The following is a 22,668-nucleotide window of genomic DNA, read 5'->3' on the forward strand; positions in this document are numbered from 1 at the left end:
AGACTAGCGTGTTGCGTTTGAGTGGAGTCAATTTTTCGCCTGCCGTCATGCGGTAGCGGTTGCGCAGAAAAGGCATTCATAACAGCGGCCAAATTCGTTTGAACGCAACATGCCTTAAGCGTATCCGCCGAATGTTCGTGCGGAGATCAGGAAAGCTCGTCGTATGTTGAGCCTCTTACGCCACTTCTTTGGGCTGTCGCTGGTGGCGATCCTTGCGGCTTGCAGCGATGGTTCAGCGGTTATCGAAGCTCGGGTTGAGGAGAATGCGGGACCGGATAATTTCGAAGTGAGCCGATTGCTTGATGATATTCGGATGCAAAACCGGCTACCCGGTCTAAAGCGGTCGCCCCGGCTGGATGTCGCGGCCCGTCGGCATGCCACCGATATGGCGCGCAACGGGTTCTTCTCGCATCAGTCTCCTACGACAGGGGCTGTCGGCGAGCGGGTATCGGCAAGCGGCTATCAGTGGTGCTTCGTTGCGGAAAATATCGCGCGTGGTCAGCGAACGGAAGCGGTTGTGCTGAACTCGTGGTTGCGCTCACCGGGCCACCGCAAAAACATCCTGTCTAAGCGGGCAGAGGAGTTTGGCTTTGCAAGGGCGAGCGAACCCGGAGCCGCCCAGAGACCGGTCTGGGTTATGGTTCTTGCGGGGCGCCGGTGCCGTTGAAGTTTAACACGCGGCTTTGCGTGACCAACATGTCGAGCGGCTGATCCGTCGGCTCAAGCGGAAGTGACTCGGCTTCCTGTTGGTCAAAGGCGAAGCCGATGGCCAGCGTCGGGCGACGCTGGCGCAAGAGTTCAAGCGTGCGGTCGTAAAAGCCTCCGCCATAGCCCAGCCGCCCGCCATAAGCATCGAAGGCGACCAGTGGCACGATGACCAGTTCCGGTTCGAAGAATTCGGGTTCTGCCGGAATTGCCGCGCCGAAAGGGCCATCTACCAGCGGCATATCCGGGGTCCAGCGGGCAAAGTTCAGCGGCTGATCGGGACCGGGGATTACCGGTATGCCGACCGGCCCATGGGCAGCCGCTTCGGCCATGGCGGGCAGGGGGTCGATCTCGGTGCGGATGGGCAGATAGCCCGATAGCGGCATGCCGCGATAGCGCGCGAGCACCGCAGCAAGATGCGCTGCTGCATCCTTGCCGCTGGCCGCATGGGCCGTTTTGCGCCGTGCGAACGCGTCTTTGCGGGCTTTGGTTTTGTCTTTGGTCAAATCAGTCATAACAGTACGACCGTAGCAAGCCCGAGGAAGATGAAAAAGCCCATAATATCAGTGGTGGTCGTGACAAACGTTCCCGATGCCAGCGCCGGATCTACGCCGACTTTCTCCAAAACCACCGGCACCACAGTTCCGACAAATCCGGCGATAATCATATTGCACAGGAGCGCGACGCCGATCACCGCACCCAGCATGGGCGAGTGAAACCACAACATGCCGACCGTTCCCAGCACGGTGGCGAAGACTAAGCCGTTTAACAGACCTACGGTCAATTCACGCCGCACCACGCGCCACACATTCGATCCGGTCAGATCGCGTGTGGCCAGGGCGCGCACCGTCACGGTCAGCGATTGGGTTCCCGCATTGCCACCCATCGAGGCAACGATGGGCATGAGGATCGCCAGCGAAACCAGCGCGGCAATCGACGCCTCGAATTGGGAGATCACCAGCGACGCACAAATCGCCGTGCCGAGATTGACGCCAAGCCAGGGAAGGCGCCGTCGGGACGTTGCTGCCACCGTGTCTGAAAGCGAGCTTTCCTCGTCGACACCGGCCAAACGCAAGATGTCTTCTTCATGCTCTTCGTCCAGTATGCTCATCGCGTCGTCAATGGTGATGACACCAACCAACCGCCCGTCGTCATCGACCACAGGGGCCGAGATCAGGTGATACTGGTTAAAGGTATAGGCGACATCGCCTTCGTCCTGCGTAGCCGGGAAAATCTGGAAGGACTCCGCGGCGATATCGGCCAGCCGAGTATCGCGGCGCGAGCTCATCAGCTTGCCCAGCGTCACGTTGGCCACAGGCCGCAGGCGTGGATCGACCAATACTACATGATAGAACTGTTCGGGCAGATCATCGGCACGGCGCAGATGGTCGATCGCCTGACCAACGGTCCAGTGTTCGGGGGCCATCACCACCTCGCGCTGCATCAGGCGGCCGGCGGAATATTCCGGATAGGACAGAGACTGCTGCACAGCGACACGATCCGAATCCTCAAGTGCGTGCAGAATGGCCTGTTGCTGCGGGTGCTCCAGGTCCTCGACCAGGTCCACGACATCGTCGCTTTCCATGTCGCGCACCGCCTCTGCCAGAACCTGTGGCGTCAGCAGGCCGATCACCTCTTCGCGGATGTTGTCGTGAAGTTCCGACAGGATCTCGCCATCAAATTCACGATCATAAAGACGGATCAGACGAGCCCGGTCATAGGGGCCGATCTGTTCCAGCAGGTCGGCGATGTCGGCCGCGTGCAGCGGCTCCATCAATTCAATCAGCTTTTGCCGGTCGTTGGTTTCCACCGCATAGAGAATCGCAGCCACGGCCCTGCGATCCAGGGGGTGCGCCTCGGTGTCGGGGTGGTCGATCTGGTCGTTCATGCGCAATTCTCCGCCGTTCATTCCGTAGATAGGGGAAGGCGGCGGAAAATAACAATGGCAATAGCGCAATTTACCTTGGCCAGCCCCGGCGGTAGTCTGGCGTATGGACCAGATGAAAAGGCGCGACATGACGGAAAAGACGATCCTGACAGGGCAGGTGCTATCCTTTGACGGCTGTCCGTTCGACGGGGAGGCGACTGCGGCGGCACAGCTGGACGAGGCGATCTGCATCCAGAACGGACATATCGTTGCCGTGGGGACTGCGGAGCGCTTGAAGGCCGATGCCCCCGGCGTGCGCGTCGTTGATCATGGTGCGCGGGTCATCATGGCCGGGTTTGTCGATGCCCATGTGCATTACCCGCAGACCGCGATCATCGCCAGTTGGGGCAAGCGGCTGATCGACTGGTTGAATACCTATACCTTTCCCGAGGAGATGCGGTTTGGTGATGCCGATTATGCCAGCGAAATCGCCAATCGCTATCTGGATCTGACGGTGGCGCATGGGGTGACCACCATGTGCAGCTATTGCACCATCCACCCCGCAAGCGTCGAAGCGTTTTTCGGGGCGGCTCAGGCCCGTGGGCAGCGCGTGGTGGCGGGCAAGATCTGTATGGATCGTAACGCGCCCGAGGGGCTGCGCGACGATGTGCAATCGGCCTATGACGACAGCAAGGCGCTTATTGCACGCTGGCACGGGGTGGACCGATTGGGCTACGCGATCACGCCACGATTCGCGCCGACCTCAAGCCCCGCGCAATTGTCGGCGCTGGGGGCGCTGTGGCGCGAACATCCCGATTGCCTGATGCAGACCCATCTGAGCGAACAGGTCGATGAAATCGCATGGGTGCGCGAACTTTACCCGGATGCGCGGGATTATCTCGACATATATGAAACCCACGGGCTGCTGGGCGCGCGGGCGGTCTATGGCCACTCCATCCATCTTGAACCACGCGAGCGTGACCGACTGGCCGAGACCGGCGCCGCGTTGGCGCATTGCCCGACCTCTAACAGCTTCATCGGCTCGGGCCTGTTCGACATGACGGGGCTGATCGCGCAAGGTCAGCGCATCGGGCTGGCCAGCGACACCGGTGGCGGATCGTCGTTCTCGATGCTGCGCACTATGGCAGCGGCTTACGAGGTGGCGCAGTTGCGCGGCCATGCCTTGCATCCGGCGCAGCTGCTGTGGCTGGCCACCGTCGGTTCGGCCCGCGCGCTGCATCTGGATCATCTGATCGGCAATGCGGTGGTCGGAAACGAGGCGGATCTGGTGGTGCTGGATCTGGCCTCAACCCCGGCCATCGCGCAACGCGCCAATCGGGCCGGGGATATTTGGGAGGCGGTGTTCGCTACGATTATGATGGGCGACGACCGCGCTATTGCTGATGTTTGGATTGGCGGCAAACAGCGTGCGCTTATTCGGGCGTAACCCGCAGCAGTTCCAATGCCGCCTTGTGCAATGTCGGGTTCGCCGCTGCCAGCACCCGACCGCCGAGTTGCGCAGGACCGCCACGCCAATCGGTCACGATACCGCCCGCCGCCTCGATCACCGCGATGGGTGCCTGAATGTCATAGGCATTCAGCCCCGCCTCGATCACAAGGTCGATATGCCCGGCGGCCAGCAACGCATAGGCATAGCAATCCATGCCGAACCGCGTCAGCATCACGGTCTCGCTGACTCTTTCAAACCCTGCGCGTTCGTCAGCAGAGCCGACGCCGGGATAAGTTGAAAACAAGATCGCATGATCCAGAGTTTGCGTCGCTCGGGTTTTCAGTGCCCGCCGTTCCTGCCGAGCGACCAGTTCCGCCATCCCGCCAGCGCCGATGAAGCGCTCGCCAGTATAGGGCTGGTCGATGACCCCCAAGAGCAGCCCGGTATCATCCGACAGCGCGATCAGCACACCCCATGTCGGCGTGCCACTCAGAAAAGCGCGGGTGCCGTCGATCGGGTCAAGTACCCATAGTCGGCCGCTGGCACCGTCCACCCGTCCGAACTCTTCGCCCCAGACGCCATCCTCAGGACGGTGTTGTGCCAGCAGATCGCGCATCGCGGTTTCCGCAGCGCGATCTGCGATAGTCACGGGGTCGAAACCTTTGGTCCATTTGTTATCGGCAGACAGATCGGAGGAGCGAAAATGCGGCAAGATCGCCTTGCGTGCTGCATCCGCCAGCAGGTGGGCGACTTCAAGATCGGACAATACATTATTCATGCGCCGGAATTGCCAGCTTGTGTCATGAGATGCAAGCTGGGGCTTCGGGGCAGGGGCGATGAGGGAACCGGGAATCAGGCCACGTCGCTTAGCACACGCGCCAGATCAAACAGTCGACGACGCTGGTTTTCGGGAATGGCGTAGTAGGACCGCACCAAATCCAGCGCTTCCTTGTCTCCCAGCAAATCGGCGGGAATTGTGCCTTTTTTCCCGGCACTTGCGGGGCGTTCTTCATCCTCTTTTAGCCCATCAAAGAAGAAGCTGACAGGGACATCCAGCGTATCTGCGATATCCCACAGACGAGATGCGCTCACACGGTTTGCGCCAGTTTCGTATTTCTGGATTTGTTGAAATTTGATCCCGACCTGTTCGGCCAGTTGTTGCTGCGTCATTCCAATCAGCCAGCGCCGATGGCGAATGCGCTTTCCGACATGGACATCTACTGGATGGGTCATCGTAGGTTCCTCTGTTATCGTCCAATGCGGACCATTGCGCGCGACCGCAGTGATCGCGCTTTTCATAGGTATGGCAGGCCGATTAGAGTCCCCACTCTCGACCCTCACTCACCGCTGGCCAGTATCGCGTTTATCTAGGGTTAGTTCAAGAAAGTTGTTTCCCGTAAGCTGTATGTTGCTTCCGGTTGTATGTGCGGTATAGACGCTACACTGTTGACGATAATGCAGGTTTTTCGCTCTCGGTTGAATCGCAGATCGCGACAATTTGATGTAATGACGAGAGTTGAGAGCATATAAGCGAGCGCCAGAAAAAGGATTTCGCGATGCAAGCCTATCGCATCACCGCGCCAGCCTCCGCACCGCAACTCTGCGAGGTTCCAATTCCGTCGCCGGAACGGGGTCAGTTGCGGGTGGATATTCGCGCCTGTGGATTGAACTTTGCCGATCTGCTGATGATCAAAGGCACCTATCAAGACACGCCACAACCGCCGTTTACGTTAGGAATGGAACCGGCGGGTGTCGTCACTGCTGTGGGCGAGGGGGTCAAAGGGTTCGCCGTTGGTGACCGGGTAATGATCTATGGTGGGCAGGGCGGGCTGGCTGAGCACGGAGTATTTGACTCCGTTCGCGCAGTTCATCTTCCGAGTGCAATGAATTTCGACGATGCCGCCGCATTCCAGATCGCCTATGGCACCAGCCATCTGGCACTGGATTATCGCGCCCGGTTGCAATCCGGCGAGACCCTGCTGGTCACCGGGGCTGCAGGGGGCGTGGGCCTGACCGCTGTGGAAATCGGTAAGCTGATGGGCGCGCGGGTGATCGCACAGGCGCGCGGGGCCGATAAGCTTGAGGCTGCCCGCAACGCTGGGGCCGATCATCTGATTGACGCGGACTCCGGGGATTTGCGCGAGCAATTGCTGGACCTGGGCGGGGTTGATGTGGTCTACGACGCGGTCGGCGGCGATGTGTTCAAGGCGGCATTCCGGGCCTGCCGCCCCGAAGGCCGGTTGTTGACCATCGGTTTCGCCAGCGGAGAGGTGCCGCAAATTCCGGCCAATCACTTGCTGGTCAAGAACTTGTCGGTGCTGGGGCTTTATATCGGCGGGCTGGTCAAGACCCGCCCTGACGTGGTGCGCGAGAGTCTGCAAACCCTGTTGGGTTGGTATGCAGAGGGCCGGTTGAAGCCCCATATCAGCCACATTCTGCCGTTGGAGAGTGTTGAAAAAGGGTTGGATCTGCTGCGCCGCCGGGCCTCGACCGGAAAAGTGGTCATCCGGACCTGATCGGCGCTCGGCGGTAGTGTCGATGTTGGGTTCAACCACCATCCTACGCAGTGGCAAGTGCGGAAATCATTGTTTCAGTCAAAATGAACGTGAATAAGCTGATCTGAATACTTGATTTAGATGCCAGGTTTTCCGATATTCAGCACAACGCTGGCGGAAGACACTCGGTCGGCAACAGAAATACCTGTAGGAGAACGCAAATGGCTCAATTCGACACCCACCGGACCACCGGTCACACGGCGGCCGGCGCGCGCGGTGCCGTAATCGACGAGGGGCTGCGCGCCCACATGAATAAGGTCTATGCGACCATGTCGGTCGGCACCCTGCTGACCTTTTTGGTCGCTTGGGCCGTTGGCACATCGCCCGCGCTGCTGTCAATATTCCGTGATCCTGCCACCTTGCAGCCAAATATCCTCGGCTGGATCGTCATGTTCGCGCCACTGATCATGGTGTTTGCGTTCAACTCGGCGCTACAGCGCATTTCCGCAGCAGGTGCGCAGCTTTTCTTCTACGCATTCGCGGCGATCATGGGCCTGTCGATGGCGTGGATCTTTGTTGCCTTTACCGGCCTGTCCATTGCTAACGTATTCCTGGTGACTTCAATCTCGTTTGCGGGGCTGTCGCTGTTCGGCTACACCACCAAAAAAGATCTGTCCGGCATGGGAACCTTCCTGATCATGGGCGTGATTGGCCTGGTCGTGGCGATGCTGGTCAATCTGTTCCTGCAATCGCCCGCTATCATGTTTGCGGTCTCTGTACTCGGCGTGCTGATCTTTGCGGGCCTGACAGCCTATGACACCCAGAAGATTAAAACGACCTATCTGCAACATGCGCACAGCGGCGACGCCGAATGGCTGGGCAAGGCAGCGATCATGGGTGCGCTCAGCCTCTACCTTGATTTCATCAACATGTTCATGTTCCTGCTGAGCATCTTTGGAAACCGAGAGTAAAGCGGGCCAAACGCAAGCCTAAATACAAAACCCGTCAAGCCTTTGCTCTGGCGGGTTTTTTTGCGCCATCCTGCGATATGCTCACATTAGAGCATATCGGCCCTGATCGGTTTCAGGATTTTCAAGGCGCTCTGTCTGTGATTTTCTTCTGCGGAGTCAGATATGGGGGTCAAAGATGGGTAAGCCGCATCCTTTTTGCCTCGCGCAGCTGGCCGAGCGCGGGCTCACTCGCGAAGAACAGGCAGCCAAATGCGGCATGCTCAGAGGATCACCGATTTACTCGGCGAGTTCTTGAGTTCAGAATCTTGAGGCCATGCTGTGAATGAGTTTGGCCAAGGGCCGGTTTTGAATATGATTTGTGGCCTCACCGCACAGATCGACATTCGCAAAGCGGCAAGAGTGGTCGGTACGCTCCTATAGGTGATCGACTTTGACGGCGAGCGGATCGTCACGACCTCGACCCGCACCAATCTTGGTAGTCGCCGCCAATGGTTCCTCTGCACTGCAGGCGATCGGCGCTGCGCGATCATTTACTGGCGCGGCGAGGGACCCGCAGCGCATCCCTCCCTGCAAGAGCTGTCACCGGAGTCGCTGTTCCAGTTTCCGGTTTCCGAAAGCGGACGATCGTTTGTTCAGGGCGGTGGACAGGAGCAGCCATCACTTCCGCAAACTTATCGCGGTACCGCCATGTTCCAGCGCCTTCCGAGACGGACCGGGACATGGTGGGGGATATATCGGGGATAGGTTTTCTTGCGGTCGTTTGAAAACAATAGTTTGGCATAGGCCTTTGGCGGAGAGACAGGGATTCGAACCCTGGGAAGGCTTGCACCCTCAACGGTTTTCGAGACCGCCCCGTTCGACCGCTCCGGCACCTCTCCGCGGGGTCTGGTGGGACCACTTAATCGGGATCAAGCCGCGTGACAAGGGGGTACCTTGGAATAATCGCACTAGGGTTTCCTTGACGTAGAAAGCTATACGAGGCAATCACCATAGCCGCCGCTCGGAAACCCGTCGTAATCGGGAACACTTTGTCTAAACACGTGAGAAACTGGGGTGGTCGGAGTGCCCGAGAGATACAGTTGCTAAATATTCGGGCGGACCATTTCAATGGGCAGTCTTAGCGCCACCATCGCCCAGGCCCTGATGTGGCCGTACAGTCGGGCCGAGCATGATATCCGATCCCGAACCTCTTTCAGAACCGCTCTGGCCCTGAAGATCGCAGGTTGCCGTAAGGAAATGTAATGATCCGGGAAGAAACAAGTTGCGCTTCCGGGCGCAAACAAACTTGAGCTTGCTCGAATCGGCACTGCATTGCATCGTGAAAATATTCCTATTTATTTCACGACGAAGCAGATGCACCGCCCGTTTTCCAGTCAACCTTGTAGTCTTGGCGCTGATCTGCGCGCGCTGCGCAAGACGCGTGGTCTGACGCTGGCGCAATTGGCACAGCGGCTGGGGCGGTCGCTGGGCTGGCTCAGCCAGGTTGAACGCGATCTGTCGGGGCCGTCGCTTGAAGATCTGCGTGAAATTGCGGCGGCGCTGGATGTGCCGCCGTCCATGTTGGCGACACAGAGCCGCGCACCTGAGCGAGAGGCGGGTTTTATCGTGCGTCAGAACGGACGCCGTCCGATTGGCAAACGCATCCCCGGGCTTGGCGAAGAATTGCTGTCCCCCGATCTCACCGACAGTATTGAGGTGGTTCATTCTACGTTTGCGCCGAATAGCCGCCTGCCGCAGCCAATCAGCCGCCCAACACAGGAAGTCGGCTATTTGGTGAGCGGGTGTCTGGATCTGACCATCGCCGAGCGGTGCTTCACGATCCATCCGGGCGACAGTTTCCGTATTCGCGGCGAGACGTTCCAGTGGAGCAACCCTTATGACCAGCCGGCTGTGGTGATCTGGATCATCGCCCCGCCGATCTATTGATGCCGCACCGGGCGATTTTTGAACTCGGCGCAGTCGGGAGGAGAAAGCGATGAGTGAATTGACAGAGACCGCGCGGGTTGTGGTTATCGGTGGCGGTGCCGTCGGGGCCTCGGCCTTGTATCATCTGGCTTTGGCAGGGTGGTCCGATTGCGTGCTGCTGGAAAAAAACGAGCTGACCGCAGGCAGCACCTGGCACGCGGCGGGCAATGTGCCGACGTTCTCGACCGCGTGGTCGGTGATGCACATGCAGCGCTATTCAACCGAACTCTATCGCCGTCTGGGCGACGCGGTGGAATACCCGATGAACTATCACGTCACCGGCTCGCTGCGCCTTGGGCATTCACCCGAACGCGTGCAAGAGTTCCAGCGCGCGCGCGGCATGGGCCGCTATCAGGGTATGGATATGGAAATTCTGAGCCCGAGAGAGGCGCAGGCGCTGTATCCGTTTCTCGCGATCCACGATCTGGCGGGGGTGCTCTACGATCCCCATGATGGCGATATCGATCCGGCGCAGCTGACTCAGGCGCTGGCCAAGGGCGCGCGCGATCTGGGCTGCCGCATCGAGCGGTTTCGCCCCGCGACCGGAATCAGCCGTAAGGATGGCGAATGGATCGTCCACACGGCCAAGGGTGATATCCGCTGCGAATATGTGGTCAACGCCGCTGGCTATTACGCACAGCGGGTGGGCGAATGGTTCAAGCCCTTCGGCGGGCGCACGGTGCCGATGATGGTGATGAGCCATCAATACATGCTAACCGACGAGATCCCCGAGATCGCCGACTGGACGCGTGACCACGGCAAGCTGCCGCTGCTGCGGGATGTGGACAGCTCTTATTACCTGCGGCAGGAAAAGACCGGGCTGAACCTTGGTCCTTATGAGCGCAACTGCAAGGCCCATTGGGTCTCACCTGACGACCCCATGCCCGAGGATTTCAGCTTCCAGCTTTACCCTGACGATCTGGAACGGCTGGAATGGTATATCGAAGACGCCATGGCGCGGGTGCCGCTGCTGGGCAGCGTCGGCGTCAATAAGGTCATCAATGGCCCGATCCCCTATGCGCCCGACGGTCTGCCACTGATCGGGCCAATACCGGGGGTGCCCAATGCGTTCGAGGCTTGCGTGTTTACCTTTGGCATTGCACAGGCGGGTGGGGCGGGAAAGGTGCTGGCCGAATGGATCGTTGAGGGCGCGACCGAGTGGGACATGTGGGCCTGTGATCCGCGGCGCTATACTGCCTATGCCGACAATGATTATTGTATCGCCAAGGGGATGGAGACCTATGGCCACGAATACGCCATGCATTTTCCCTGGCACGAATGGCCCGCCGGGCGGAACCGGCGGTTGTCGTCCCTGCACGATCGGTTGAAGGCAGCGGGCGCGCAATTCGGACCCTATAACGGCTGGGAGCGGGCCAACTGGTTTGCGCAGCAAGGCGACGATACGTCCGAGGCGGCAACCCAGACCTGGGACCGCTCAGGCCCGTGGGAAAAACGCATTCGCGAGGAATGCCATGTGGTGCGCGATGGCGTCGGCGTAATTGCGATCAGCGGTTTTACCCGGCTCAAGGTCGAGGGGCCGGGGGCGCGCGATTTCGTCGACGGGCTGACCGCGTCGCGTCTACCGGAACCGGGGCGCATCGGGCTGGCCTATTTCCCCGACCATCGCGGCCGTATCCTTACCGAGTGTTCAGTTATGGTGCATGGTTCGGACGAGGTCGGCCTCATCACGGCCGCCGCCGCGCAATGGCATGACGGCGAATTGTTGCGGCGGCAGGCCCCAAAGGGGATCACCGTCAGCGATCATTCCGACGCGGTGGAATGTCTGCTTGTAACCGGACCCAAGACGCGCGAGATCCTCGAGCCGCTGACCGAAGGCCACGACCTGATGGCGCCTTGGCTATCGGTCAGCATGACGGGCAAGGTTGCGGGCGAGGATTGCGCGCTGATCCGCGTCTCTTTTGCTGGCGAACTGGGCTGGGAGATCCATTGTGCGCCCGATAGCGCCGGGACAATCTGGGATGCGTTGCTTGATGCGGGGGTAAAACCCTTTGGCATGTATGCGCTGAATTCTCTGCGCCTCGAAAAGGGCTATCGCGCGTGGAAGGGTGATCTGACCAGCGATTACACCTTGCTTGAGGGTGGGCTGGATCGTTTCATCAAATTGGACAAGCCGCAGGATTTCCCCGGCAAGGCGGCATTGCTGCACGAGAAACAGCAGGGCAGCCCCAAGCAGTTCGTGACATTGATCGTCGATGCCGATACAGCGGATGCGCCCTCGATGTCGACGATCTGGCATGAAGGCGAGATCGTCGGAGAAACCAATTCCGGCGCGTGGGGCTACCGTGTCAATGCTTCAATCGCGCTGGGCATGATCCGCAGCGATCTTGCGCTACCGGGCACCGAGGTCGAGATCGAAATCTACGGCGATCGCTGCCGCGCCATCGTCCAGCCTGATCAGCCGCTGTGGGATGCAGATAACGAAAGGCTGCGCGCATGAGCGATATCATTCTTCTTGATGGCGGCATCGGACAGGAACTGGTCAAGCGGGCAGGCGATCCGGCAACGCCGCTCTGGTCCACACGGGTCATGATGGATCAGCCGGATATGGTCGGTGAAGTGCATTCGGATTATTTTGCCGCGGGTGCAACTGTGGCCACCACCAATACCTATGCGCTGCACCGCTCGCGGCTGGAGCGGGCCGGGCTTGAGGATGACCTGCCGGCGTTGATCGACATTGCCGTCACGCAGGCTGAAATGGCGCGCAGTAAACATGGCGGGCGCATCGCCGGCGCACTTGGTCCGCTATATGCATCCTACCGTCCGGATCTGACGCCTGATCCGGACGACGCCGCGCTGAAATTTCGTGAACTTGTGCAACTGATGACCCCGCACGTCGATCTGTTCCTGATTGAAACCCTGTCCTCGTTGCAAGAGGCCGAAGGCGCTTTGCGTGGCACCCAAGATTGCGGCAAACCAGTCTGGCCGGCGCTGACGGTGCAGGATGACGACGGCACCCGCCTGCGCTCGGGCGAGCCTTTGGCCGAGATCGCGCCGCTGATCGACCGGTTTCGCCCCGAAGCGGTGCTGCTGAACTGCTCGCGCCCCGAGGCCATTACTCAGGGGCTGGATCATCTGAAGCCACTTGGCCGCCCCTTCGGCGCCTATGCCAACGGCTTTACGCATATCACACAGGCGTTCCTGCAGGACGCGCCGACGGTCGACGCGCTTGAACAGCGGCAGGATCTGACGCCAGCAGCCTATGCCGATTTCGCGATGGACTGGGTAGAGCAGGGCGCTACCATCGTCGGTGGTTGCTGCGAGGTCGGCCCCGCCCATATTGCGGAACTGGCCCGACGCCTGCGCGCCGCCGATCATCGCATCGTCTGAGGCCGGAAAGGACAGCATCATGCCCGATCTTCCCCAAACGGCCCGCGTGGTCATTATCGGCGGTGGCATCGTCGGCTGTTCGGTCGCCTATCACCTGACCCGGCTAGGATGGCGTGACGTGGTGCTGCTGGAACGCAAGCAATTGACCAGCGGCACCACATGGCACGCTGCCGGGTTGATCGCGCAACTGCGCGCCACCGCCAACATGACGCGGCTGGCGAAATACAGTCAGGAACTTTACGGCGAACTTGAGGCGGAAACCGGGATTGCCACCGGATTCCGTCGGGTCGGTTCGATCACCGCCGCGCTGAGCGGCGAGCGGCTGGAAGAACTGCGCCGGCAGGCGGCGATGGCGCGGGCCTTCGGCGTTGAGGTCGAAGAGATCGCGCCGGACGACATTGCTGGGCGCTATCCGCATCTGAACATTGACGGCGTGCGCGGCGGGGTCTGGCTGCCCAAGGACGGGCAGGGCGACCCCGGCAACATCACGTTGGCGCTGGCCAGAGGTGCCCGCCAGCGGGGGGCGCTGATTGCCGAGCACACCAGCGTCACCGGCCTGACCCGCGACGGGCGGCGCATCAGCGGGGTTGATTGGCAGGGGCGCGAAGGGGGTGGCCATATCGCCTGTGACGCAGTGGTGAATTGCGCGGGGATGTGGGGCCACGAGCTGGGCCGCATGGCTGGCGTCAACATTCCGCTTCAGGCCTGCGAGCATTTCTATATCGTCAGCGAACCGATTGCCGGGCTGGGTCCGCTGCCAGTGCTGCGGGTCCCGGACGAATGCGCCTATTACAAGGAGGATGCGGGCAAGCTGATGCTTGGCGCGTTCGAGCCTTTGGCCAAGCCATGGGGGCCGATCCCGGCGGAATTCGAGTTCGACGAATTACCGCCGGATTTCGACCATTTCGAACCGATTCTTGAGATGGCAGTGAACCGGATGCCGATGCTGGGGCAGGCGGGGATCCACACCTTCTTTAACGGACCCGAAAGTTTTACGCCGGACAATGCCTATCACCTCGGCCTCGCGCCCGAAGCCGACAATCTATGGGTCGCCGCCGGGTTCAATTCGGTCGGGATCCAATCGGCCGGGGGCGCGGGCATGGCACTGGCGCAATGGATGGAGGACGGCGAAAAGCCATTTGATCTGGGTGATGTGGACATTTCTAGAATGCAGCCGTTTCAGGGCAACCGTCGCTATCTGCGCGAACGCGCCAGCGAAACCCTGGGGCTGCTCTATGCCGATCACTTTCCCTTTCGGCAGAAAACCAGCGCACGCGGCATCAGGCGCAGTCCCTTCCACGCGCTACTGGCCGCGCGCGGCGCGGTATTTGGCGAATTGGCCGGATGGGAGCGCGCCAACTGGTTCGCGCGCGAGGGGCGAGAACGCGAGTATCGCTATAGCTGGAAGCGCCAGAATTTTTTTGCCAATGTGGCCGAAGAACTGGCAGCCCTGCGCACCGGCGTCGTCATCTATGACATGTCGTCTTTCGGCAAGCTGCGCGTCGAGGGACCGGAGGCCGAGGATTTCCTGAATCATGTCTGCGGTGCCAACATGGCGGTGCCAGAAGGCCGGATCGTCTATACCCAGTTTCTGAACCCGCGCGGCGGGATCGAGGCGGATGTAACCGTGACCCGCTTGTCCGAAACCGCCTATCTGGTGGTGACACCCGCGGCCACACGGCTGGCCGACGAGATCTGGCTTCGCCGCCATCTGGGTGAGCGGCGCGCGATCATCACCGATGTGACAGCGGGCGAGGGCGTGCTGGCGGTGATGGGGCCAAAAGCACGCGAATTGATGCAGGCGGTCTCACCAAATGACTTCTCGAACAGCGCCTTCCCCTTCGGAACGGCGCAACAGATCGAACTCGGCCTTGGCCTCGCGCGGGCGCACCGCATCTCCTATGTGGGCGAACTCGGCTGGGAAATCTATGTCAGTGCCGACATGGCCGTCCATATATTTGAAACGCTCTGGCAGGCGGGGCAGGAACTTGATTTGAAACTGGCTGGGCTGCACATGATGGATTGCGCCCGGATGGAAAAGGGGTTCCGCCATTTCGGCCATGACATCACCTGCGAAGATCATGTGCTTGAGGCCGGGCTGGGCTTTGCGGTCGAGACTGGCAAGCCTGCATTTATCGGTCGCGAGGCGGTGCTGCAAAAACGCGAGGCAGGACTTGACCGTCGGCTGGTGCAGTTCCGTCTGCGCGACCCCGAGCCGCTGCTCTACCACAACGAACCGATCCTGCGTGACGGACAGATTGTCGGCCATCTGACATCCGGTGCCTACGGGCATCACATCGGGACGGCGCTGGGCATGGGCTATGTGCCCTGTTCGGGCGAAAGAGCGGCCGATCTGCTTGGCTCGACCTACGAAATTGACGTCGCGGGTACGCGCGTGGGGGCAGAGGCGTCGCTGGCGCCGTTTTATGACCCGAAATCCGAGCGCATGCGGGCCTGACTTGCCCTTGTTGTAGCGGAACATTAGGCAGGCGCAATGCAACCGGGTTATGAATACGCGCCACCTGACACGCCGCTTCACATCCTGCACGAGGATGCGCACTTGATCGCGGTGAACAAGCCGTCGGGCTTGCTGACTGTGCCCGGCAAGGGCCCAGCCTTGCGCGACTGCCTGATCGAGCGGCTGCGCGAAATGTACCCGGAAATATTGCTGGTGCATCGGTTGGACCGGGACACATCCGGCGTGATCGTCTTTGCCCTGACGCGCCATGCGCAGCGCCATCTCAGCCTCCAGTTCGAGCGCCGGCACGCGAAGAAATCCTATCTGGCACATCTGACAGGGCAGTTAACGCCGGAAAGCGGCACCGTCGATTTGCCGCTGACCGCAGATTGGGAAAACCGCCCGCGCCAGATGGTTTGCCACGACCGGGGCCGCAGCGCGCAGACTGATTGGCATGTGCTGCGCCACGAGGGCGACACGACCCAGGTGCGTTTGATTCCGCATACCGGGCGCAGCCATCAGCTACGGGTGCATATGCAGGTGCTGGGCCATCCGGTGCTGGGGGACCCGCTCTATGCCGGCACAGCGGCGGCGGCGCATCCGCGCCTGATGCTGCATTCCGAAGAACTGAGCCTGCGCTGCCCCGGCACCGGCGCCGAAATGACATTCCGCGCCGACAGCGAGTTCTGAAACCGGGTCGCGGCGAGACCTCTGTTTCGCCTATTCCGATGTCCAGCCGCTGACGGCTTTGACCTCGAGAAAATCCAAGATCCCCCACAGGCCGCCTTCACGACCATTGCCCGATTGTTTCATTCCGCCAAAGGGCGCTCCGGCCCCACGGCTCTGACCGTTCATCTCAATCATCCCCGACCGCAGGGCACGCGCCATGCGGTTGGCGCGGGCCGCATCCTGAGTCTGAACGTAGTTGGTCAGACCATAGGGCGTGTCATTGGAAATCTCGATGGCCTGCTGCTCGGTCTCAAAGGGGATGATCGACAGCACCGGCCCGAAAATCTCCTCCCGCGCGATGGTCATGTCATTGGTCACATCGGCGAAGACGGTCGGCCTGACGAAATACCCCTTGTTGTACCCTTCCGGACGACCGGTGCCACCGGTGACAAGGCGTGCGCCTTCGTCGATGCCTTTCTGAATCAGATTCTGAATCTTGTTCCATTGGACCTCGTTCACGACCGGGCCGATATGGCGTCCTTCGTCATGGGCGGTGCCGATTTCGACCGCTTGGGCCACCTGTGCGGCGGTGTCGACGGCCTGATCATAGATCTCGCGCTGGACCAGCATGCGGGAAGGGGCATTACAGGATTGGCCGGTATTGTTCATCATGTGCATCACGCCGCGTTTCACGGCCTTGTCGTCAGCATCGGCAAAGATCACGTTGGCGCCCTTGCCGCCCAATTCGAGATGCACTTTTTTCAGCGTTTCGGCGGCGTTTTTGGAAATCGCTGTGCCGGCACGGGTCGAGCCGGTAAAGCTGATCATGTCCACATCGGGATCGGCCGAAAGCTGGCTGCCCACACCCGCACCATCGCCGTTTACCAGATTGAACACGCCGGACGGAAAACCGGTTTCGTCCATAATTTCGGCAAAGATGATGGCATTCAGCGGGCTTTGCTCAGACGGTTTCAGCACCATCGTGCACCCAGCAATTGCCGCTGCGCCGACCTTGAGCGTGATCTGGTTCATCGGCCAGTTCCAGGGCGTGATCAGCGCCGCAACGCCAACCGCCTCGTGAATGATGCGGCTGTTAGGAGCATGGTCGCCCAGCGGTTGCTCGAACTCGAATGTCTTGGCGGCACGCAGAAAGTTTCCGAGATGATTAACGCCGGCGGTGACCTGCTGTGCGCGCGCCATATCGATGGGTGCGCCCATTTCCATGCTGATCGCGCGCGCCAAATCTTCGTAGCGCGTTTGGTAAACCTCAATCAGGTTTTCGACCAGCGCGATCCGTTCCGCAGCGGGCGTGGCCATCCAGCCGGGCAGGGCGGCCCGCGCGGCGGCAACCGCGGCATCGGTATCTTCCTTGCCGCCCAGCGAAATGACCGCGCAGGGGGCTTCGGTCGACGGGTCGATGACCTGAAAATCGTTGGGCAGCGCCGGGTCAACCCATTTTCCGTTGATATAGAACTGACGTTTCTCGATCATCGCGATGTCTCCGCTATTGCATTGGCCCGGTGCGGGACCGGGATTCGGCGGCACTTTGTCACCGGCGCGGGTCAGGGGCAAGGGAGGGGATGTAAGCCGCGCTAGGAATGATTAAGTATGGGTTCGTCACGAGTAGACCATATAAAAACCACTCATTAAAGGAGAGCGCCATGAGCTTGCGTATCAACGACACGGTTCCGAATTTCACGGCCGAGACTGATCACGGTCAGATTCAGTTTCACGACTGGATCGGTGACAACTGGGCGATCCTGTTTTCCCACCCCAAGGATTTTACACCGATCTGCACCACCGAATTCGGCGCCACTGCACAGATGGAAGACGAATGGGCCAAGCGCGGCACCAAGGTAATCGGGATCAGCGTGGACGGCGTCAAGGAGCATAAGGAATGGAAGGGCGATATCGAAAAGGTCGCAGGCGCACCGGCCAATTTCCCGATCATCGCCGATGAAGGGCTGGAAGTTTCCAAGATGTTTGACATGCTTCCCGCCGATGCCTATCTGCCCGATGGCCGCACCGCCAATGACAGCGCCACTGTCCGCGCCGTGTTCATCATTGGGCCGGACAAGAAGCTCAAGCTGTCGATGACCTATCCGATGAATGTGGGCCGTAACTTTGCCGAAATTCTGCGCGCGCTTGACGCCTTGCAGACCGCCGCGAAAGAGAACGTGGCCACCCCGGCGAACTGGCAGGTCGGTGAGGACGTCGTTATCCCACCATCCGTCAGTGACGAGGACGCCAAGAAGAAATATGGCGAGTTCGAATCCGTCCTGCCCTATCTGCGCAAAACGAAGCTTTAATTATTAACACAGGGGCGCCTTAGGTGCCCCTGTCGCTCAGCTATACGGTAAGCGCCATATCAGCTTACGAAGACGCGCCCGGAGCCGGGCCGGGCGCGTTGTTGAGTTCAGTTTTCGGCGGTTTCGTCCTTGCGGATCTCCTCGCCGGTCTCTTGATCGACCATCTTCATCGACAGGCGGACCTTGCCGCGGTCGTCAAAGCCCAGCAGTTTGACTTTGACCTCCTGACCCTCTTTCAGAACATCCGACGGGTGGTTCAGGCGGCGGTTTTCGATCTGGGACACATGGACCAGCCCGTCGCGCTTGCCGAAGAAGTTCACGAAGGCGCCAAAATCAACGATTTTCACCACTGTTCCGGTATAGACCTTGCCGGCTTCGGGCTCGGCCACGATCGAGTGGATCATGTCATAGGCCTTCTGGATCGCATCAGCATTGGGCGAGGCGATCTTGATTGTGCCCTCGTCGTTGATGTCCACCTTGGCACCCGAGGTCTCGACGATCTCGCGGATCACCTTGCCGCCCGATCCGATGACTTCGCGGATCTTGTCGGTTGGAATCTGCATGGTTTCGATGCGCGGCGCGTGAACGCTGAACTCGCCCGCGCCGGTGATCGCCTTGCCCATCTCGCTCAGGATATGCAGCCGGCCGTCTTTCGCCTGAGCCAGCGCCTTTTCCATGATATCGGAGGTGATACCGGCCACCTTGATGTCCATTTGCAGGCTGGTGATCCCGTTTTCGGTACCGGCCACCTTGAAATCCATGTCGCCGAGGTGATCCTCGTCGCCCAGAATATCGGACAGGATGGCGTAAGAGCCGTCCTCTTCAAGGATCAGGCCCATGGCCACGCCAGCCACGGCACTTTTCAGCGGCACACCGGCATCCATCATCGCGAGCGAGCCACCGCAGACCGACGCCATTGAGGACGAGCCATTGCTTTCGGTGATTTCGGCAACCAGACGGATGGTATAGGGGAAATCGGTGGCAGCAGGCAGAACCGCCTGCAGCGCGCGCCAAGCCAGTTTCCCGTGTCCGATCTCACGCCGACCGGGGCCGGACACGCGGCCAACCTCGCCCACCGAATAGGGGGGGAAGTTGTAATGCAGCATGAAGTTCGATTTGAAATTGCCATGCAGCGCGTCGATGAACTGTTCATCATCGCCGGTGCCCAGCGTGGTCACGACCAGCCCCTGTGTTTCACCACGGGTGAACAGCGCCGACCCGTGGGTACGCGGCAGCAGGCCGGTTTCGCAGACAATTGGGCGAATTTCGTCGCTGCGGCGTCCGTCGATCCGCTTGCCGGTTTTGACCACATCGCCGCGCAGAACCGATGCTTCCAGCTGTTTCAACGCCGAGCCGAGGTTTTCGTCCTCAAGCTGCCCCTCGCTCAGCGCTTCCTTGATCGCTTCGCGGGCAGCGGCAACGGCGGCGGTGCGCTCCTGCTTGTCAGTGATCGCGAAAGCGGCGCGCATCTTGTCTTCGCCAGCCGCTTTCACCGCGTCATACAGCGCCGAGTAATCGGCGGGCTGGAAATCGAACGGCTCCTTTGCGGTTTCCTCGGCCAGCGAGATGATCAGGTCGATCACCGGCTGGATCTGCTCATGCGCGAATTTAACCGCGCCCAGCATTTCGGCTTCGGTCAGCTCATAAGCCTCGGACTCGACCATCATCACGGCGTCTTTGGTGCCCGCGACCACCAGATCAAGACGCTGTTCCGGGTTCAGGCGCAGGTCTTGCATGTCGTCGACGGTAGGATTCAAGACATATTCGCCATCCGAGAATCCGACCCGGCAGTTGGCAATCGGCCCCATGAAGGGCACGCCCGAGATTGTCAGCGCCGCCGAGGCAGCAATCATTGCCACCATGTCGGGGTCATTGACCAGATCATGGGACAGCACGGTGCACATCACCAGAACTTCGTTTTTGAAACCGGGCACGAACAGCGGACGAATCGGCCGGTCAATCAATCGGGCGGTCAGCGTTTCCTTTTCGGTGGGGCGTGCCTCGCGCTTGAAGAAGCCGCCGGGCACCTTGCCCGCTGAGTAATATTTTTCTTGATAATGTACGGTCAGCGGAAAGAAATCCTGACCGGGTTTTTGTTCGCGGGCAAAAGTCACGTTGGCCATGACCGAGGTTTCACCCAGCGTGGCAATGACCGAGCCATCTGCCTGACGGGCAACCTTGCCCGTTTCCAATGTGAGCGTTTCTTCGCCCCATTGCATCGATTTCGTCGTTACGTTGAACATCTACGTTTCCTAAATCGGCCATTCGGCCATTGCTTAGGGGGCGAATTCCCCCTGACCCCGGTATCTTCTTTGTCAAGCGCTGGGGTCCGGGCGCCGGATTTCAGATTGCGTCGACATACCGCAGATTGACCGTGATGGAAAGCGCTTGCGGACGGTCAAGCATCACATTGCCAGTGATGGGCGAGCAGGGGAGAGGAAAGCAAAAACCGCGCCGGGTGGGCGCGGTTTCGGTGTCTTGCGGTTACTTGGTGCCGGATCGCAGAGTGTCCTTGCTTGCCCGCTTGTCGGCACGCGTCGATCTGCTCAGCTTAGCGGCGCAGGCCCAGACGTTTGATCAGGTCCTTGTAGCGGGCCTCATCCTTGGCCTTGGTATAATCCAGCAATTTGCGGCGTGTTGCGACCATTTTCAAAAGGCCACGGCGACCGTGGTTGTCTTCCTTATGGGTCTTGAAATGCTCGGTCAGAGTGGCAATGCGCGAGGACAGGATCGCAATCTGCACCTCGGGCGAACCGGTGTCGCCTTCCTTGGTTGCAAATTCTTTCATCACGCGTTGTTTTTCTTCGGCGGTAATCGACATCGGGGTCTCCTTGGTTAGGGTTTGTCGGAATGGCTCTGGCCGGGATGTCGTCCAGCACAGGCCCGTGGAGGGAACCGCTTCAGACCGGCATGGGGCCGAATCCGTTGCGGCTGCGCGCCTATAGACGGTATTTTCCGAGGTGGCAAACGGTTTCAGGGGAGCCAGAGTTGGGGTTGCTGCGAATAGGGCAGGTAAAGCGGATGTTTGGGATGACCCGCCTTGCTGAGACCGAGGTGATAGATTGGCTTGCCGCTTTGGTGCAAAAGATCTGCGATCTGCGGGCCGCGATCCAGATGGGCGCCATGCGTGCCCCAAGCCGCAATAGTCTGTTCGGCCCAGTCTAGACCGTCAAGAATTGCGGCGTCATTGGCAGGCCCGACCGGGTCCGCAGCCGCGCGCATGGCGCGGGGGTCGGTGTCGCGCCAGGCGAATATATTGGTCACGCGAAACGCGCCAAATCCTAATGTGCGGGCGCGCCGTTCGCAGCGCTCGACGGTGGGGTCGTTCTGCATTTCGGTCGCAGTCGAGGGGTTCAACATCACGAAATGCGCGCGTTTTCCGCGCGCGTCCCACACGCGCGTCAAACTATAGCGATAGCGTTCGCAATCCGAATAGATCGCGGTTGATGGCGCATCGCCTTTGGTGTGGGTACGGGTGATCATCAGGTGTTGAACACGCGGCTGGGGTGCAATTCGCCCGCCTTGTAAGTGCCGACAGCCAGCGCACGCCCATCGAGCGAGGCCCAAGCCTCGTCGCCGTATTCCACATCCGCGGCGATCACGAGGCCGGGATTGCCATTGCGCAGACGGGCGGCACCTTCGGGCGTGCAGCGCACTTCAGGCAGGTCCGAAAGCCCGGTTTCCAGCGGCAGGATATGGGAATCAAGTTCGGGTGTGCGCGCGAGTGCCTCAACCTGCTCGAGCGTCAGGCCGTCTTCGGCATCGAACGGCCCCGACCAGATCCGGCGCAGTTGGGTGACATGGCCCAGACATCCCAACGCCTGCCCCAGATCGCGTGCGATCGAGCGCACGTAACCGCCCTTGCCGCAGGTCATTTCCAGCGTGACGTGATCCGCGTCCGGGCGGTCGGTCAGCAGCAGTTCCTCGACCCAGAGCGGGCGGGCAGCGATTTCCATCTGCTCACCGCCACGGGCGCGTTTATAGGCGCGTTCGCCATCGATCTTGACGGCCGAAAACTGCGGCGGGACCTGCATGATGTCGCCAACGAACTGCCCTAGCGCCGCCTTGATCGCGTCATCCGTGGGGCGCAGATCACTGGTGGCAGTCACCTCGCCCTCGGCATCGTCGGTATTGGTTTCCTGACCCAGCCGCACGGTGAATTCATAGGCCTTAAGCGCATCGGTGATATAGGGCACGGTTTTGGTTGCCTCGCCCAGTGCAATCGCCAACACCCCGGTCGCATCGGGATCAAGCGTCCCGGCATGGCCTGCCTTTTTCGCATCCAGCGCCCAGCGGACCTTGTTCACAATCGCGGTCGAGGTCGGCCCGGCCGGTTTGTCGATCACCAGCCAGCCGGAAATATCGCGCCCTTTTTTCTTGCGTGCCATCATCCATTCCTTGTCGATAAGCACGGTCGCCTAGCCGATGGTG

Annotated in this window: 20 protein-coding genes and 1 tRNA gene; 11 read left to right on the plus strand and 10 right to left on the minus strand. The window is 60.3% G+C overall.

What is annotated here, in order from left to right:
- The first annotated feature begins 163 nt into the window (after window positions 1-163).
- The gene (locus tag JAO82_RS09400) at window positions 164-667 is read left to right on the plus strand and encodes a CAP domain-containing protein (RefSeq protein ID WP_198686116.1); all 504 of its coding nucleotides are present in this window, start codon (window positions 164-166) and stop codon (window positions 665-667) included.
- On the opposite strand, the gene JAO82_RS09405 is transcribed toward JAO82_RS09400, so the two are convergent.
- Both JAO82_RS09405 and mgtE read right to left on the minus strand, forming a co-directional pair.
- The gene (locus JAO82_RS09405; protein WP_198686117.1) at window positions 636-1,220 is read right to left on the minus strand and encodes a 5-formyltetrahydrofolate cyclo-ligase; all 585 of its coding nucleotides are present in this window, start codon (window positions 1,218-1,220) and stop codon (window positions 636-638) included. The two genes, JAO82_RS09400 and JAO82_RS09405, sit on opposite strands and share 32 nt — an antisense overlap.
- Window positions 1,217-2,593 carry a magnesium transporter gene (gene mgtE, locus JAO82_RS09410; RefSeq protein WP_198686118.1) on the minus strand — a complete coding sequence of 459 codons (1,377 nt, stop codon included), beginning with the start codon at window positions 2,591-2,593 and terminating at the stop codon, window positions 1,217-1,219. The genes JAO82_RS09405 and mgtE overlap by 4 nt, the downstream gene beginning before the upstream one ends.
- A gap of 127 nt (window positions 2,594-2,720) precedes the next feature.
- Here mgtE and guaD point away from each other — a divergent pair, with 127 nt between their 5' ends.
- Window positions 2,721-4,019: a guanine deaminase gene (gene guaD / locus JAO82_RS09415; RefSeq protein ID WP_198686166.1), complete on the plus strand. Its 1,299-nt coding sequence runs from the start codon at window positions 2,721-2,723 to the stop codon at window positions 4,017-4,019.
- Here guaD and hisN read toward each other — a convergent pair.
- Together hisN and JAO82_RS09425 are read right to left on the minus strand one after the other, a co-directional pair.
- A complete protein-coding gene (gene hisN / locus JAO82_RS09420) occupies window positions 4,006-4,800 on the minus strand; it encodes a histidinol-phosphatase (protein WP_198686119.1) in 795 nt (264 codons plus the stop codon). The two genes, guaD and hisN, sit on opposite strands and share 14 nt — an antisense overlap.
- Window positions 4,801-4,874: 74 nt before the next feature.
- A complete protein-coding gene (locus JAO82_RS09425; RefSeq protein WP_198686120.1) occupies window positions 4,875-5,255 on the minus strand; it encodes a helix-turn-helix domain-containing protein in 381 nt (126 codons plus the stop codon).
- A 323-nt stretch (window positions 5,256-5,578) separates the two neighbouring features.
- Here JAO82_RS09425 and JAO82_RS09430 point away from each other — a divergent pair, with 323 nt between their 5' ends.
- The 3 genes from JAO82_RS09430 (at window position 5,579) to JAO82_RS09440 (ending at window position 8,232) form a co-directional block, all read left to right on the plus strand.
- Window positions 5,579-6,538 carry an NADPH:quinone oxidoreductase family protein gene (locus JAO82_RS09430; protein ID WP_198686121.1) on the plus strand — a complete coding sequence of 320 codons (960 nt, stop codon included), beginning with the start codon at window positions 5,579-5,581 and terminating at the stop codon, window positions 6,536-6,538.
- Between the two features lie 200 nt (window positions 6,539-6,738).
- A complete protein-coding gene (locus JAO82_RS09435) occupies window positions 6,739-7,488 on the plus strand; it encodes a Bax inhibitor-1/YccA family protein (protein WP_198686122.1) in 750 nt (249 codons plus the stop codon).
- A 420-nt stretch (window positions 7,489-7,908) separates the two neighbouring features.
- On the plus strand, window positions 7,909-8,232 hold the full coding sequence (locus JAO82_RS09440; RefSeq protein ID WP_198686123.1) for a hypothetical protein: 324 nt from the start codon (window positions 7,909-7,911) through the stop codon (window positions 8,230-8,232).
- Window positions 8,233-8,276: 44 nt separating this feature from the next.
- Here JAO82_RS09440 and JAO82_RS09445 read toward each other — a convergent pair.
- Window positions 8,277-8,366: transfer RNA gene (locus JAO82_RS09445), tRNA-Ser, on the minus strand.
- Between the two features lie 475 nt (window positions 8,367-8,841).
- On the opposite strand from JAO82_RS09445, the gene JAO82_RS09450 reads away from it, so the two are divergent.
- The 5 genes from JAO82_RS09450 to JAO82_RS09470 are packed head-to-tail and all read left to right on the plus strand — an operon-like array spanning window position 8,842 to window position 15,949.
- Window positions 8,842-9,414: a helix-turn-helix domain-containing protein gene (locus tag JAO82_RS09450; RefSeq protein WP_198686124.1), complete on the plus strand. Its 573-nt coding sequence runs from the start codon at window positions 8,842-8,844 to the stop codon at window positions 9,412-9,414.
- A 49-nt stretch (window positions 9,415-9,463) separates the two neighbouring features.
- Entirely contained in the window at window positions 9,464-11,911 is a 2,448-nt protein-coding gene (locus JAO82_RS09455) for a GcvT family protein (RefSeq protein ID WP_198686125.1), read from the plus strand.
- Window positions 11,908-12,801: a homocysteine S-methyltransferase family protein gene (locus JAO82_RS09460; protein ID WP_198686126.1), complete on the plus strand. Its 894-nt coding sequence runs from the start codon at window positions 11,908-11,910 to the stop codon at window positions 12,799-12,801. The genes JAO82_RS09455 and JAO82_RS09460 overlap by 4 nt, the downstream gene beginning before the upstream one ends.
- Window positions 12,802-12,820: 19 nt before the next feature.
- Window positions 12,821-15,259, plus strand: a complete 2,439-nt coding sequence (locus JAO82_RS09465; RefSeq protein ID WP_198686127.1) for a GcvT family protein — start codon at window positions 12,821-12,823, stop codon at window positions 15,257-15,259.
- Between the two features lie 36 nt (window positions 15,260-15,295).
- Window positions 15,296-15,949, plus strand: coding sequence for an RluA family pseudouridine synthase (locus JAO82_RS09470; RefSeq protein ID WP_198686128.1), 654 nt, complete (start codon window positions 15,296-15,298; stop codon window positions 15,947-15,949).
- Between the two features lie 30 nt (window positions 15,950-15,979).
- Here JAO82_RS09470 and JAO82_RS09475 read toward each other — a convergent pair whose 3' ends face one another.
- Window positions 15,980-17,419 (minus strand): aldehyde dehydrogenase family protein, encoded by a 1,440-nt coding sequence (locus tag JAO82_RS09475; RefSeq protein ID WP_198686129.1) that lies wholly within the window; start codon window positions 17,417-17,419, stop codon window positions 15,980-15,982.
- 170 nt (window positions 17,420-17,589) lie between these two features.
- Between JAO82_RS09475 and JAO82_RS09480 the strand changes: the two genes are divergently transcribed.
- Complete coding sequence (locus JAO82_RS09480; RefSeq protein ID WP_198686130.1) at window positions 17,590-18,237, plus strand: peroxiredoxin; 648 nt, start codon at window positions 17,590-17,592, stop codon at window positions 18,235-18,237.
- A 107-nt stretch (window positions 18,238-18,344) separates the two neighbouring features.
- Here JAO82_RS09480 and pnp read toward each other — a convergent pair whose 3' ends face one another.
- The 4 genes from pnp to truB form a co-directional block, all read right to left on the minus strand.
- Window positions 18,345-20,480 carry a polyribonucleotide nucleotidyltransferase gene (gene pnp, locus JAO82_RS09485; protein ID WP_198686131.1) on the minus strand — a complete coding sequence of 712 codons (2,136 nt, stop codon included), beginning with the start codon at window positions 20,478-20,480 and terminating at the stop codon, window positions 18,345-18,347.
- Window positions 20,481-20,788: 308 nt separating this feature from the next.
- The gene (gene rpsO / locus JAO82_RS09490) at window positions 20,789-21,058 is read right to left on the minus strand and encodes a 30S ribosomal protein S15 (RefSeq protein WP_198686132.1); all 270 of its coding nucleotides are present in this window, start codon (window positions 21,056-21,058) and stop codon (window positions 20,789-20,791) included.
- A gap of 152 nt (window positions 21,059-21,210) precedes the next feature.
- Window positions 21,211-21,720 (minus strand): DUF1643 domain-containing protein, encoded by a 510-nt coding sequence (locus tag JAO82_RS09495; RefSeq protein WP_198686133.1) that lies wholly within the window; start codon window positions 21,718-21,720, stop codon window positions 21,211-21,213.
- Complete coding sequence (gene truB, locus JAO82_RS09500; RefSeq protein WP_198686134.1) at window positions 21,720-22,625, minus strand: tRNA pseudouridine(55) synthase TruB; 906 nt, start codon at window positions 22,623-22,625, stop codon at window positions 21,720-21,722. Before truB ends, JAO82_RS09495 begins: the two co-directional genes overlap by 1 nt.
- Between the last annotated feature and the right edge of the window lie 43 nt (window positions 22,626-22,668).

This window comes from Pontibaca salina (assembly GCF_016307205.1).
GTDB lineage: Bacteria > Pseudomonadota > Alphaproteobacteria > Rhodobacterales > Rhodobacteraceae > Pontibaca > Pontibaca salina.

Excerpts from the sequence above, each read along its gene's own strand:
- rpsO (WP_198686132.1), bottom strand. The coding sequence starts at position 21,058 with ATGTCGATTACCGCCGAAGAAAAACAACGCGTGATGAAAGAATTTGCA.
- hisN (WP_198686119.1), bottom strand. The coding sequence starts at position 4,800 with ATGAATAATGTATTGTCCGATCTTGAAGTCGCCCACCTGCTGGCGGAT.
- pnp (WP_198686131.1), bottom strand. The coding sequence starts at position 20,480 with ATGTTCAACGTAACGACGAAATCGATGCAATGGGGCGAAGAAACGCTC.
- JAO82_RS09470 (WP_198686128.1), top strand. The coding sequence starts at position 15,296 with ATGCAACCGGGTTATGAATACGCGCCACCTGACACGCCGCTTCACATC.
- JAO82_RS09435 (WP_198686122.1), top strand. The coding sequence starts at position 6,739 with ATGGCTCAATTCGACACCCACCGGACCACCGGTCACACGGCGGCCGGC.
- JAO82_RS09430 (WP_198686121.1), top strand. The coding sequence starts at position 5,579 with ATGCAAGCCTATCGCATCACCGCGCCAGCCTCCGCACCGCAACTCTGC.
- JAO82_RS09400 (WP_198686116.1), top strand. The coding sequence starts at position 164 with ATGTTGAGCCTCTTACGCCACTTCTTTGGGCTGTCGCTGGTGGCGATC.
- JAO82_RS09425 (WP_198686120.1), bottom strand. The coding sequence starts at position 5,255 with ATGACCCATCCAGTAGATGTCCATGTCGGAAAGCGCATTCGCCATCGG.
- JAO82_RS09455 (WP_198686125.1), top strand. The coding sequence starts at position 9,464 with ATGAGTGAATTGACAGAGACCGCGCGGGTTGTGGTTATCGGTGGCGGT.
- JAO82_RS09475 (WP_198686129.1), bottom strand. The coding sequence starts at position 17,419 with ATGATCGAGAAACGTCAGTTCTATATCAACGGAAAATGGGTTGACCCG.
- JAO82_RS09480 (WP_198686130.1), top strand. The coding sequence starts at position 17,590 with ATGAGCTTGCGTATCAACGACACGGTTCCGAATTTCACGGCCGAGACT.
- JAO82_RS09450 (WP_198686124.1), top strand. The coding sequence starts at position 8,842 with ATGCACCGCCCGTTTTCCAGTCAACCTTGTAGTCTTGGCGCTGATCTG.
- mgtE (WP_198686118.1), bottom strand. The coding sequence starts at position 2,593 with ATGAACGACCAGATCGACCACCCCGACACCGAGGCGCACCCCCTGGAT.
- JAO82_RS09495 (WP_198686133.1), bottom strand. The coding sequence starts at position 21,720 with ATGATCACCCGTACCCACACCAAAGGCGATGCGCCATCAACCGCGATC.
- guaD (WP_198686166.1), top strand. The coding sequence starts at position 2,721 with ATGACGGAAAAGACGATCCTGACAGGGCAGGTGCTATCCTTTGACGGC.
- JAO82_RS09460 (WP_198686126.1), top strand. The coding sequence starts at position 11,908 with ATGAGCGATATCATTCTTCTTGATGGCGGCATCGGACAGGAACTGGTC.
- JAO82_RS09465 (WP_198686127.1), top strand. The coding sequence starts at position 12,821 with ATGCCCGATCTTCCCCAAACGGCCCGCGTGGTCATTATCGGCGGTGGC.
- JAO82_RS09405 (WP_198686117.1), bottom strand. The coding sequence starts at position 1,220 with ATGACTGATTTGACCAAAGACAAAACCAAAGCCCGCAAAGACGCGTTC.
- truB (WP_198686134.1), bottom strand. The coding sequence starts at position 22,625 with ATGGCACGCAAGAAAAAAGGGCGCGATATTTCCGGCTGGCTGGTGATC.